This window comes from Streptomyces sp. ISL-100, assembly GCF_018614615.1.
Lineage (GTDB): Bacteria > Actinomycetota > Actinomycetes > Streptomycetales > Streptomycetaceae > Streptomyces.
In genome coordinates this window covers 1-12,220 of the sequence record NZ_JAGGOK010000049.1, presented here as the reverse complement: position 1 = coordinate 12,220, position 12,220 = coordinate 1, and the positions used below count along the sequence as shown (strand labels likewise).

Annotated in this window: 10 protein-coding genes, 1 tRNA gene and 1 pseudogene; 6 read left to right on the top strand and 6 right to left on the bottom strand. The window is 69.4% G+C overall.

Annotated features, from left to right (window positions below; genetic code table 11):
• Positions 1-12: 12 nt before the first annotated feature.
• A complete protein-coding gene (locus tag J7E89_RS21330; RefSeq protein ID WP_214975880.1) occupies positions 13-606 on the top strand; it encodes a class IV adenylate cyclase in 594 nt (197 codons plus the stop codon).
• 610 nt (positions 607-1,216) lie between these two features.
• On the opposite strand, the gene J7E89_RS21325 is transcribed toward J7E89_RS21330, so the two are convergent.
• From J7E89_RS21325 to J7E89_RS21305, 5 genes are all read right to left on the bottom strand, one after another.
• A complete protein-coding gene (locus tag J7E89_RS21325; RefSeq protein ID WP_214975879.1) occupies positions 1,217-2,941 on the bottom strand; it encodes a relaxase/mobilization nuclease domain-containing protein in 1,725 nt (574 codons plus the stop codon).
• Entirely contained in the window at positions 2,938-3,498 is a 561-nt protein-coding gene (locus tag J7E89_RS21320; RefSeq protein WP_214975878.1) for a MobC family plasmid mobilization relaxosome protein, read from the bottom strand. The genes J7E89_RS21325 and J7E89_RS21320 overlap by 4 nt, the downstream gene beginning before the upstream one ends.
• Positions 3,499-3,818: 320 nt before the next feature.
• Positions 3,819-4,667: a DUF2637 domain-containing protein gene (locus J7E89_RS21315; protein WP_214975876.1), complete on the bottom strand. Its 849-nt coding sequence runs from the start codon at positions 4,665-4,667 to the stop codon at positions 3,819-3,821.
• 379 nt (positions 4,668-5,046) lie between these two features.
• Positions 5,047-6,339, bottom strand: coding sequence for a DUF3631 domain-containing protein (locus J7E89_RS21310; protein ID WP_214975874.1), 1,293 nt, complete (start codon positions 6,337-6,339; stop codon positions 5,047-5,049).
• 233 nt (positions 6,340-6,572) lie between these two features.
• The gene (locus tag J7E89_RS21305; protein WP_251060874.1) at positions 6,573-6,803 is read right to left on the bottom strand and encodes a hypothetical protein; all 231 of its coding nucleotides are present in this window, start codon (positions 6,801-6,803) and stop codon (positions 6,573-6,575) included.
• A 93-nt stretch (positions 6,804-6,896) separates the two neighbouring features.
• On the opposite strand from J7E89_RS21305, the gene J7E89_RS21300 reads away from it, so the two are divergent.
• Together J7E89_RS21300 and J7E89_RS21295 are read left to right on the top strand one after the other, a co-directional pair.
• A complete protein-coding gene (locus J7E89_RS21300; RefSeq protein WP_214975873.1) occupies positions 6,897-7,577 on the top strand; it encodes a helix-turn-helix transcriptional regulator in 681 nt (226 codons plus the stop codon).
• A 5-nt stretch (positions 7,578-7,582) separates the two neighbouring features.
• A pseudogene (locus J7E89_RS21295) lies at positions 7,583-9,198 on the top strand (tyrosine-type recombinase/integrase).
• A gap of 128 nt (positions 9,199-9,326) precedes the next feature.
• On the opposite strand, the gene J7E89_RS21290 reads toward J7E89_RS21295, so the two are convergent.
• Positions 9,327-9,401 (bottom strand) — tRNA-Thr (locus J7E89_RS21290).
• Between the two features lie 182 nt (positions 9,402-9,583).
• Here J7E89_RS21290 and J7E89_RS21285 point away from each other — a divergent pair.
• The 3 genes from J7E89_RS21285 (at position 9,584) to J7E89_RS21275 (ending at position 12,122) form a co-directional block, all read left to right on the top strand.
• On the top strand, positions 9,584-10,720 hold the full coding sequence (locus tag J7E89_RS21285; protein ID WP_214975870.1) for an ABC transporter ATP-binding protein: 1,137 nt from the start codon (positions 9,584-9,586) through the stop codon (positions 10,718-10,720).
• A 221-nt stretch (positions 10,721-10,941) separates the two neighbouring features.
• Positions 10,942-11,358 (top strand): hypothetical protein, encoded by a 417-nt coding sequence (locus tag J7E89_RS21280; RefSeq protein WP_069928181.1) that lies wholly within the window; start codon positions 10,942-10,944, stop codon positions 11,356-11,358.
• 41 nt (positions 11,359-11,399) lie between these two features.
• Positions 11,400-12,122, top strand: coding sequence for a nucleotidyltransferase family protein (locus J7E89_RS21275; protein WP_251060873.1), 723 nt, complete (start codon positions 11,400-11,402; stop codon positions 12,120-12,122).
• The last annotated feature ends 98 nt before the right edge of the window (positions 12,123-12,220 follow it).

The following is a 12,220-nucleotide window of genomic DNA, read 5'->3' as shown; positions in this document are numbered from 1 at the left end:
AAGGAAGAACCCGTGAAGCACGAGTACGAGGCCAAGTTTCTCGCCATCGACGTCGCCGGCCTCCAGACCCAGCTGACCGCCTTGGGCGCCACCCAAGCGTTCCCCCGCACCCTCCTGACCCGCAAGATCTTCGAGAACGACGCACTCGAAGGAGGGGCCTGGGTGCGGCTTCGGGACGAGGGCACCCGATCGACGCTCACGCTCAAGCAGGTCACCGACGCCACCACGATCAACGGCACCACCGAGATCGAGACCGAGGTCACGGACCTGCACGCCATGGCCGAGATCCTGCGCAGCCTCGGCATGCGCGAGGTCCGGTACCAGGAGAACTACCGCGAGGAATGGCGCCTCGGCGAAGTCGCCTTCGACTTCGACTTCGACACCTGGCCGGACCTCCCCACCTTCGTCGAGATCGAGGGCCCCGACGAGGCATCGGTCCGCCAGGCAGCCGCCCTGCTCGACCTCGACTACTCCGAAGCACGCTTCGGCAGCGTCGATGAGATCTACAAGAGCGAGTCCGGCAGGGACATCCTGGCCGAACCCACCCTCCTCTTCGCCGACGCCGACAAGCAGGCTGCGGCCAGGGCAGCTGTCCCGAGCGAGTGATCTTGAGGACCGAGCTGTGTTTATAGAACTGGCCGTGACACCTCGGGTCATACCCGGCATCGCCGAGTTCGCGCGCGGCGGTCTGCCCGCTGCGGCAGACACGGACGACGGCAATACGTGGACGGACGGATTCTGCTGGCTCTACTGCGGCCAGCGTTGGACCCGTGTTCTATGGATCGGCCCCGTGAGTGTGGCTGGCGCCCAGGCAGCCATGTTCGCCTGCGGCCCGTGCATCCGCGTCTTGCAGGAGCAGGTCTGGCAATCCCTTCTCCTTCACGATGAACCGGCTCGTCCGGCCCCGGTCAGCACGGCTTCCACGCCTGAGCAGTCTGGCGGACGCCGTGTCGGAAGGCATCGCGCGCGGGGCGGCATGTTCAGTCGTGGATGAGGCCGTCGGAGGCAGCGAGTCTGTGACGCCGCTTCGCAGTGCTCTCGGGGCGTTGGCGCTCTCCGGCGGCTGGGCCGGTCACCAGGCGTGGTGACCGGCCCAGCTTTTGATACCCACGCGCATCAGCGGCGTTGGCTGGCTCCAGATGGGGTGGCGATGAGTGTGGCTGGGGGTGGGCCCCTGTTGCTGACCGGTCTCCACGAATCTGGCTCTCCTCAACGGTCAGCGGCGAGGTCGGCTCGGCTGGCTCTTGGGAGCGATTGCCGTGCGCGGCTGGGTGCCGGGGGACGGCACGCCGAAGGCTGACGCGGTGGTGCTCCGTAGGCGGGCTGCTTCGGCGCGGCGGTTGGGTGCGGGATTGCGGCTGGTGTGCTGGATGCGGGTGATCAGGACACGGGCGGGCCTGTGGGCGGTGCCGAGCTCACGGCGGGCGGCGGCTTCCTTGAGGAGCTGGTGGGGTTTGTGGCCGCCAGCTTCAGCGTCGGCCAGGACAGTGGCAAGTGCAGGCCAGCCAGGGTCAGCCAGAATCCGATCGGCGTGTTCGGGCACCGCAGCGTGCACGTCGTTGGCCAGCGTTCGACGGAACTCCTCCTTGAAGGGGCGCCCTGCCAGCTCGGTGAGCGTCGCGGCGAGCGCAGTGTCGGCTGCTGATTGAAGATGCTGGACGGCTTCGCGGGCGGCGTCGGCCTGGTGAGCGTGGCCCTTGGCATCGTGCCACTGTCCGGCGAGGACAACGGCCCAGACGAGTGCGGCGGTCAAGGCGACTAGGGCGCTGCCGTCAGGGCCAGTGGCGGTGTTGACGATGTCGCGGGCGGCGGACCGCAGAGCGTGGGCGACGCGGTCTTCGGCTCGGATTTGAGAGCGCTGGGCACGGGCGAATGCCCGGCTGGCCGCCTGCAGTTGCGCTCGGATATCGGCGGGGGCTTTCTGGGCGGTGGCTTCGATAAGTTCGCCCAAGGCGCTGATCTGCGCCTGCGCCCGCGCGTCTTCGTCGGCGTCCGTGTTGGTGGTTTCCGTGTGCAGGGTGTCGAGGGCGTCGGTGGCCTGATGCCAGGCGGTGGTAGATCGGTTACGCCGGGCGGTGGGGTGTTCCTCCGGTGCGCTGGTCTCCAGGCGGACCTTCAGCTTGGGCAGCGACAGGTCGGGGGCGATCTTCCCGCCGGGGTGGTAGATCTGCTCGCCGTCCTTGTTCAGGTCATCGGGGCGGCCTACGGCGTAGCCGAGGAGGTCTCCAGAGGGGCCGCGACGGGGCTTGACCAGGATGTCGCCGGCTTCGAGGTAGGCGAGGAGTTCCTCGACGCTGGTGGCGTGCGGGATGGCGGCGCGGATGCGGTCCTGGAGCCACTCTCGGCTGGTCTGCTCCCAGCCGAGGCGATCGGCTTTGTGCATCTCGGCCTGGGTGGGGCGCCGGGTGCCGGTGCGGTCGCCCTTCCTCAGGCGGCGCAGCCCGTAGTCCCTTTCGATCGTCCGGCATTCGTCGCCGACGCGGATGCCGCTGTCGTGGAGCTTGGGGCGGCGGCCGTCTTCGCGGACGGTGGTCGCGACGATGTGGATGTGGTCGTCGGCATGACGTACGGCGATCCACCGGCAGGCCAGATCATCGCGTGCGGAGGCAATGCCAGCGGCCTGAACGATGCGCTGGGCGATCTCGCCCCACTCGGTGTCGGAGAGGTAGCGGTCTTCGGGTGCTGCGCGGACGGGGCAGTGCCAGACGTACTCGGTGACAGGCTTGCCGAACTCGTTATTGCGTAGGCGTACGGGCTCGTCCAGGTAGTGGCCGAGTTCGGTCAGGGTGGCGTTTTCGTCACGGCCGGGGTCGGGCATGCCGAGCATGGCGAAGCCGGCGACGAGGTGCGGGTCGAAGTGTTCGTCGTGCCGGCCGGGACCGTAAAGGTAGGCGAGCAGACCGCGGGTGTTGGACCCGGCCGGTTTGATGGCGGCGATCACGCGGGCAAGTCCTCCCTCGGGTCGGTGGGCTGACGCAGAGCCTCAGCGATCAGGGTGAGCAGGCGGTGGAGTTCGTCGAGGCGCTGGCGGATGTCGGGCGGGGTGTAGTCGCTGTTGAGGGCGCGGGCGATCTGGTTGACGTTGACGCCAGTGCGATTGAGGGCGCGCAGGACCTGCGCTCGGAACATGTGGGTGCGGCGGCGGTCCTCGGACAGGGGGAGGTTCGCGGTGAAGCGGCCGTCGATGAAGGCGAGGACGACATCGGCGGCGAAACCGGATTCGCCTTTGTAGCCGTGCTCGGCTGCGGCCTCGTGCAGGCTGGTGCGCTCGTCGGCGGTGAAGCGCAAGGGGCCGACGCGCTTAAGGCGCGCGTCGCCGGTGAACCGGCGGATCGTTGGCTGGACGCTCTGCACAGGGAGTTCGCCGACGGCGGGGACGTCAGTACGCGTCGGGCGGAGGATCGCTTGCTGGGCGGCGTGAAGCGTGTCCGGGTCGGGGCCTTCCTCGGCCCCGACCTCCCGGTCCGGCGCCCCCTGGCGCTGGGCCGTCTCCGCCACCCCCGGGGCGGAGATCCCCGAAGACCGACCATGAGTCGGACTCGGGGTACTACTGGCTCCGCCAGGAGCCGCCCGTCCGAACGCCCGGCGCAGACGTTCCAGTGGCGTGGTCGGTTTCGTCGGCTTCGTCGATGGCTGCGGTTCGGCCGGGTCGCTCTCGGGATGGTGCGGGTCGTACGTCACAGCTCAATCTCCGTAGTGGTGCGGGCGGGTCGGCGGCGTGGGTGGCCGTCGGCCCGTCCACAGGTGTGGATACACAGTCGGACGGTGAGGGGCCGGGGAGCCGGTGAGCGCGCGGGTTGCGCCCACCGGCCGGGCGGTCAGTCGTCCTTCGGCCCGGTGCCGTTCGTGGTGGTGGATTCGGCCCGGAGGATGTTCATCACCTCGGTGAGCCGTTTGCCGCCGACCGTAAGTCCCTTGGCCCGTACGGCTCGCTGGACGCATTCACGGGTCAGCCTCCCTTTCTGGGCCGCGGCGGTCCTTCCGATCTCCACGAGTTCATCGACCGTCGCGCCGGCCGGTCGGCCACTGCGTGGCTTGCCGCTCGGCTGCGGCTGCTCTTCCGCCCGCTGAGCGGAAGTGCCCGCCGGAAGTTCGGTGAGGGGGGCGGGGTACTGGTCGGAAGGACCGGCGGACGCTTCGAGCAGCGGGGCGAGCTCTGCTTTGGTCGCGGTGGTGGTCCGGTCTACGAGCTGGTGGATCTGCCGCATGAGTACGGCGAAGGCCAGCAGGGCGGCGGTCGGGGGCACTGCGGCGACGACGTAGTCGAGTACGGGCACGGGGCCCGGTCGGCCCGTGCCACCGACTCCGGCCACGTTGAGCGCGATGGAGCCGACCGATCCGGTGGCCGTCAGGGCGACGGCCCAACCGTCGGTGACCGCGCGCAGCCCTGCCCTGAGCATGAGCAGTTCGCCGGCGACGATGAACGCGTCCAAGGTCGCGGGCCACGCCCACTGCCGGATGGGCGAGCTGCCCAGACCGTGCTGTCCGGCGACCTCGGCGAGGTGGGCGTAGGAGAGCCAGAACCCGGCGGCGGTCAGGGCCACGATGACGGCCCCGGCGGCGCCGAGCGCGTACCGCTCGGGGGCGTACTTGGCGGGCTGCGGGCGGTGGGGTGGCGGGTTGGACGTGCGGTGGGAGGAGAGGGAGGGAAGGACCGGGCGGGACAAGCGGGTGCTCCTGTGGTTCGTGGTCTGGTGGTCCGTCTTGGCCGTCTTGGCCGTTGCAAGCCCAGGTCAGGGCCGGTACGGCAGCCGTTTCACCGGGCCGTCCCGGCCGGCGGGCGGGCGGGCGGGGTGCTTCGTGCCCATGGCCGCCGGCCGGGACGGCTCTACTTCGGGGTGCCGTCCCGGCCGGTGCGGCTGTGACCTGCGGCGGTACGGCAGGGACGCCTGGGACGGCACAAGACGGCTCCGGTCGCCTTGGGGGACGAGCACGCCGTACCGAGTCACTCATCCGTCTTGGCGGCGTCTGCCGTCTTGAGCGCAGGCCGCCTGACCTGCGGGATCACGGCAGGGACGGCAGGGACGGCATATGGAGGTGTGGGGCTCAGACCGCCTCGGGGGCGCCGCCGCCGGGGTCTACAGGGTGGACAGTGGGGCAGTAGCGCCGCCACGCGTCGAGGAACTTGTTGCGCGTGTATCCCTTGCGCTGGGTTCCATCGGCGAGGCGGACGTTGCCGGGCTTGACGCCGAACTCGCGCAGCAGGTCTCCCAGGTGGCGAGAGGTGAGGCCGTCGCGTCCCCATTCCGCCCAGGGGCCTTCGGGGTCCTGGCGGAGCAGGCGGAGGATGTCCTCCGTGGTGAGGCTGTCGGGTTCGCGCTGAGCGGCGAAGGCCCTGCGGATGTCGGCCAGGATCCGCGCTCCGCCGGGGTGGTCTTCCTCCACCTCGACCTCGGTGGCGACCATCCGCCCGCACGCCGTACGGGCGAGGCGGGGCCAGGGGCCTGCGGCGAGGTCCGCGATGACGACCAGCGGCTCCCAGGTGTCGGCGGCCCGGTCTTCCACGGGCATGTCCGGCTCCCGCTGTGCCGCGACCTCCAGGTGCGGCTTGGCCCACTGCGCTATCCGGTCCCGCAACTCGTGCAGGATGGGGATGTCACGGCGTGAGCGGAACGGTTTCACGTACTCGCCCTCGGCCCGGCGCCGCATGCGGACCACCACGGCCCTGTCCATGATCGTGTCCGGCAGATCGCCGATTCCGGCCAGCGCCGCCATCGCGAACGTCGCGAACCGGTGCGGGGTGTGGTCGTTGCCGACGACCCGTGTGACGTACCGGTTGCGCTGGTGACCGGCGTTGAGCAGGCCGCGCATCTCCTCGTTCTTCTCCGCCATCTTCGGCGTACCGAAGATGGTGTCCGCCTCGTCCACCAGGAGCGTGGGCGGTTCCTCCGTGATCGAGCGGAAGACCGCGGCCGGCGTGGTGTTGATGGTGATCATCGGCTCGTGGACCGTCTCGGTCAGCACGTCGAGCAGCCTCGACTTCCCGCACCGCTTGGCCGGGCCCACCACCGCGAGCCGCGGCGCGTGCTGCCAGGCGGGTTGCAGGTGCGTCGCGGCCACCCAGAGCGTCACCGCGTCCAGCGCCTCGGCGGAGGGCAGGATCACGAACTTCGCTATCTGGGAGCGCAGTTCCTCCAGCAGCGCCGAGCCTGGTGTCGGCTCCGGATCGGGCGTCGGCTCTGAGACAACGGCCTGTGCCGTGACGGCGCACTGGGCGCTGCGGCCGGGGCGCTCTTGGGATTCGTCGTCCTGAAAGTGGGCGGGCCGTCCGGGTACGGCGACCGGGGGCCACGCGGACTTGGCGGCTTCGGAATAGGGTTCGGCTCCCGCGTGTTCCACGGGGCAGCTCCTCGTCTGACGGCCGTGGGCTTGCACGCCCTGGCCGCCGGGTTGGTTCTTCACGGGCCGTTCGGGGTTGCTGGGGCCTCCGGCGTTGCACCGCCGGGGGCCCGTTCGCTTCTCGCGGGCATCGAGTGATCGCGAGGGACCACGGACAGTACGTCCACGTCCGGGCACAGTCCAGCTTTTCTGTGTCAGCTCAGCGCAGAACGGCCGACGCCGCGTTCGCCTCGTCATGCGGCCAGGCCCAACAGGTCGAGCAGGTCGGCGGTCACCACCCGGTAGGCGTTGCCCAATCGGAGCACCCTGCACGGGTACTGGCCCCGCTTGGCCAGTTCGTACCCCTTGCTCCGCCCCAGTCCCAGCGCTCGATTACCTGTCTCCAGGTCAACGGCCACCGGCAAGGCGAGCAACTCCTCCCGGCTCATGCCGTGCTCCCGCTCAAGGCCCCGCTTCCTCCGCATCCGTGCTCCGTCCATGACGAGCCCTCGGCGAACACGGCGATCGCGTCCGTCTCCAGGCCAGTACATCCAGGATGATCGAGTTAATGTGTCTCCATGACACAACGCAATGTTCACCATGGAGAAGACGGGGACGACGTCCCCCTGTGGGAGGACCAGGTCACGGCGACCGTGGCCGGCGAAGTACGGAGACGGAGGAAGGAACTGCGCATGAGCGCCCAGGACCTGGCCGACCGGTGTGCGGACCTCGGCCACCCGATCCCCCGCAACGTCATCGCGAACATGGAGTCCGGACGCCGCTCCACCCTGCCCCTCGTCGACGTCATGGTCCTGGCCATGGCCCTCGACACCCACCCGGTCTGCCTCATCTACCCGGTCGGGTATGTCGGCCACGTCCAGCAACAACCACTTGAGGCCCCCCGGCCCACCTGGGACGCCATGCAGTGGTTCACCGGCGAAATCCCCGACGCCCTGGACACCGAGTCCGTGATGCTGCGCAACTTCCGGGCGCACGCCCACCACCACCACGCCGCGCTCACCGCCCTCAGAGGCGAGGAGTACGAGCGATGGAAGGCCAGGACCGCGAACAACCCCGCCACCCGTGCGGAGGCCCTGCTCGCCCAGGAGGACTACGCCAGACAAGCCGCGCGCGCCAAGCACGGACTGCGTACCGCACGCGCCGACATCCGCGAAGACGGCGGCACACCCCCGCACCTCGCACCCGAACTCTCCGACGTCGACGCGCCGGAGGACTTCCCCGACACCACCGAGGAGTAGGACATTTGAAGGGCTCCACCTACCGCCGCTGCTCCTGCCGCGACCCGAAGACCGGCAAGGAACTCGGCACCTCCTGCCCCAAGCGCAACAGCAGGAACCACTGCACGTACTCCATACGCCAGGAACTGCCCTCCCGCGAGGACGGCAGCCGGCGCTCCTTCGCCCGCGGCGGATACAGCAGCCTCAAGGCAGCCCAGGCCGACCTCGACCACGTACGCGCTCTCCTGGGCCTCGCCGAGGCCGACGACCGCGAGGGCACGGAGCTGATCGCCGCCATGCTCGCGGAAGTCAGCAGCGAGAAGGCGCCTCTGCCGGAGGTCGAGGAGACCCGGCGGCGGCTCAACTCCGGCCAGGACCTCATCGGAAGCCTGACCGTCGCCGAATGGCTCGACCGTTGGCTGGCCGGAAAGCGGATCCGCAAGTCCGGCCTGAACCGCTACGAGACCGACGTCCGCGTGCACCTCAAACCGCACATCGGCGGCCGGCGGCTCGACCGGCTGCTCGTCAGCCACCTCAGCGAGATGTTCACGGCCATCGCGGACGCCAACGCCGAGATCCTGGAGCAGAACGCCCAGCGCCGGGCAGCCGTCGACGAACTCACGTCCATCCCGTGGAAGGGGGCGGAGAACCGCGCCCGCCGCAAGGCCCTGAAGGACGCGATCGACGCGATGCCGGCCTTCCGGCGGGTCACCGGCCCGGCCACCCGTCAGCACGTCAAGGCCACCCTCCGGGCATCGCTGAACGACGCGATCGGTCAGCAGATCATCACCTTCAACCCGGCCGCCCACGTCGAGATCGACTCCGTACGCAAGCCGAAGGCCCTCGTCTGGACCGATGAGCGAGTCACCAAGTGGCGTCAGACCGGCGAGAAGCCCTCCCCCGTCATGGTCTGGACGCCGGAGCAGACGGGCGCCTTCCTCGACTCCGTGGCCACGGACCGGCTGTACGCCATGTGGCACCTGATCGCCTTCCGCGGCCTGCGCCGGGGCGAGGCATGCGGGCAGCCGTGGTCGGAGACGAACCTCGACACCCACTCGCTGACCGTCTCCGCCCAGCTCATACAGGACGGCTGGGGCGTCGAGACGTCCGAACCGAAGACCGACAGCGGCTTCCGCGTCGTCGCACTCGACGACGACACGGTGGGGGTACTCAAGCAGCACCGTCAGCGGCAGGACGCGGACCGCGAGAAATGGGGACCGGCATGGGTCGAGACCGGTCTGGTCTTCACCCAGGAGGACGGCTCGTGGCTCCACCCGGGCAAGGTCACCGACCTCTTCGAGCGGCTCGTCTCCGCCTCCGGACTTCCGCCGATCCGCCTGCACGACCTCCGCCACGGCGCGGCCACCCTCATGCTCGCCGCCGGCATCGACGTCAAAATCGTCTCCGACACCCTCGGCCACAGCGACACCCGGATCACGCGGGACATCTACCATTAAGCGTTCTCCCCCACGTCGGCAAGAGCGCGGCCGAGGCCACCGCCAAGCTGGTCCCGCTCCAGCGCCGCACCGAGGCCGAGCGAGCCGCCCGCAAGGCCGCGAAGGCCGCCAAGAAGGCGAAGGGCAAGCCGAAAGACCGGGCCAAGGGAAAGAAGAAGGGCGGAGACCGGAAGCCCACCGGGTAGACCGTGGGGCCGCTCCGCTCACGCATCGCTCACGCAGGCCCTCCCATGACACCCCCGCCATCTGGCACGCCATGCCCCGAGCGACAGAAAACCCCAGGTCACCGACTATGTGACCTGGGGTTTCACAGAGCCCCCTGTCGGATTCGAACCGACGACCTACGCATTACAAGTGCGTTGCTCTGGCCGGACTGAGCTAAGGAGGCGCGTCAGAGCAGTCTAACCGGATCACCCGGCACCCCTGCCAATATTTTCGTCGCCTCCCGGCTACTGACAGGACGGGCATCGCCAGGTAGCGTCACGGCAGGTTCACTCGCGTGGACCAGACCAATTCACTCCCTTACTCGGATCGTCCGGCACGTTCCTGCCGGTGAAGGAGAACATCACCATGGCAACTGTCTCGTTCGACAAGGCCACCCGGATCTACCCTGGGTCCACCAAGCCCGCCGTCGACCAGCTGGAGCTCCACGTCGAGGACGGCGAGTTCCTCGTCCTCGTCGGTCCCTCCGGCTGCGGCAAGTCGACCTCCCTGCGCATGCTCGCGGGTCTCGAGGACGTCAACGGCGGCGCCATCCGCATCGGTGAGCGTGACGTCACCCACCTGCCGCCGAAGGACCGGGACATCGCCATGGTGTTCCAGAACTACGCGCTGTACCCGCACATGTCCGTCGCCGACAACATGGGCTTCGCGCTCAAGATCGCCGGCGTGAACAAGAGCGAGATCCGCAAGAAGGTCGAAGAGGCCGCGAAGATCCTCGACCTCACGGAGTACCTGGACCGCAAGCCCAAGGCCCTCTCCGGCGGTCAGCGCCAGCGCGTCGCGATGGGCCGCGCCATCGTGCGTGAGCCGCAGGTCTTCCTCATGGACGAACCGCTGTCGAACCTCGACGCCAAGCTCCGCGTCTCGACCCGTACGCAGATCGCCTCGCTCCAGCGCCGCCTCGGCATCACCACCGTGTACGTCACGCACGACCAGGTCGAGGCCATGACGATGGGCGACCGGGTCGCCGTACTGAAGGACGGTCTGCTCCAGCAGGTCGACTCGCCGCGCAACATGTACGACCGCCCCGCGAACCTCTTCGTCGCCGGCTTCATCGGCTCGCCCGCGATGAACCTCGTCGAGGTCCCGATCACCGACGGCGGCGTGAAGTTCGGCAACAGCGTCGTCCCGGTCTCCCGCGAGGCGCTCTCCGCCGCCGCGGACAGGGGCGACACGACCGTCACGGTCGGCGTCCGCCCCGAGCACTTCGACATCGTCGAGCAGAACAGCGCCGCCGCGGCCTCGCTCACCAAGACCGCCGACGACGCCCCGGCCGGCCTCGCCGTCACCGTCAACGTCGTCGAGGAACTCGGCGCCGACGGTTACGTGTACGGCAGCGCGCAGGTCGGCGGCGAGCACAAGGACCTCGTCGTCCGCGTCAACGGCCGCGCCGTACCGGACAAGGGCACCGAGCTGCACGTCGTGCCGCGCGCCGGCGAGACGCACGTCTTCTCCTCGTCGACCGGCGAGCGCCTCAGCGACTGACCTCGGCCGACCTCGGCCGACCTACGCGTACGTCGCGTGAAGGGCGCCGCACCCAGGTGGTGCGGCGCCCTTCACGCGCGCCCGGGTGTCGACAAATACCCCGGCAGACCGGTCATTTCGAACTCTGTTCGTCAACGCCAATTCGAAAAATGACATCGAACCATCACCCACCAGAGTGACTAAATGTCGCCAAATCTTTACTGCCCGCTACGCTCACTCGCGTGACCCACACAGCCCGCCGAATCGGCCGAAGTCTCGCTCTCGTACTGCCCGTCGTCCTGGTGCTCTCCGGGACTCTCGCGGTCGCCAACGTCCCGTGGTCCACCAGCGGCCCCGAGTCACAGGTTCTGACCGCGTCTTCCGAGAAGGTGAACGTACGCGCCAAGTCCCGCGCTCCGCAGGACATTCTGCGCGACAAGCTCCTCCTCGAACTCCAGGAGAAGGACCCGGGCGTCGCGCTCACCCACCTCCAGCGCGAGGTCGAGCGCCGTCCTTCGCTCGCCCAGCACTGCATGTCGATCGCCCGCTCGCTCGGCCGCGCCGCCGTGAAGCAGTACGGTCCGACCCGCGCGCAGTCGTTCTCGCGCCCCGTGTGCGACACCTCCTTCGCCTCCGGCGTGGCACAGCAGACGGGCTGAGCAGCGGCCGGGCAACCGAGCTGCCGCATATCGTGCCCCGTATGACCCGTATGACAACTCCGACGCAGGCCGTGGTCCTGGCAGGCGGCCAGGGCTCGCGACTGCGCCCGTACACCGACGACCGCCCCAAGCCGATGGTCGAGATCCCGGGCACCGGGACCCCGATCATCGGCCATCAGCTTGAATGGCTGGCCGCCGAGGGCGTGACCGACGCGGTCATCTCCTGCGGCCATCTCGCCGGCGTACTCCAGCAGTGGCTGGACTCCGCCGACCTCCCGCTGCGTGTCACGACCGTGGTGGAGAGCGAGCCGCTGGGCCGCGGCGGCGGCCTCAAGTACGCCGCCGCGCATCTCCCCGACCCCGGGCTCCCCTGGTACGCGACCAACGGCGACATCTGGACGCACTTCTCGCTGCGCGAGATGGCCGCCTTCCACGCCGAGCGCGACGCCACCGCGACTCTCGCCCTCGCCCGCCCCCGGATCCCGTGGGGCGCCGTCGAGACGGACGCCTTCGGCCACATCACGGACTTCATCGAGTCACCGCCGTCGCCCTACCTCATCAACGCGGGCGTGTACGTCTTCTCAGCGGCCTTCACAGGGCTTCTCCCGGACCTCGGCGACCACGAACGCACCACGTTCCCCCGACTGGCGCGAGAGCGCCGCCTGGCGGGCTTCCCGCTGCCGCACGGGGCGTACTGGCGGGCCATCGACACCGCCAAGGACCTGAGCGAGGCCGCGAAGGAACTCGCGGCCGCACGCGGCTGACTCGGCCCCGCTCACCTCCCCGTACGGCGAAGGGCCCGGCGCACATCGGGCCCTTCGCGGTACGTACGGAACGTCGTCGCCTAGAAGGCTCGTGAAGA

Bases quoted from the DNA above. Each gene is read 5' to 3' on its own strand.
- J7E89_RS21305 (WP_251060874.1), bottom strand. From the start codon at position 6,803: ATGCGGAGGAAGCGGGGCCTTGAGCGGGAGCACGGCATGAGCCGGGAG.
- J7E89_RS21300 (WP_214975873.1), top strand. From the start codon at position 6,897: ATGACACAACGCAATGTTCACCATGGAGAAGACGGGGACGACGTCCCC.
- J7E89_RS21285 (WP_214975870.1), top strand. From the start codon at position 9,584: ATGGCAACTGTCTCGTTCGACAAGGCCACCCGGATCTACCCTGGGTCC.
- J7E89_RS21275 (WP_251060873.1), top strand. From the start codon at position 11,400: ATGACCCGTATGACAACTCCGACGCAGGCCGTGGTCCTGGCAGGCGGC.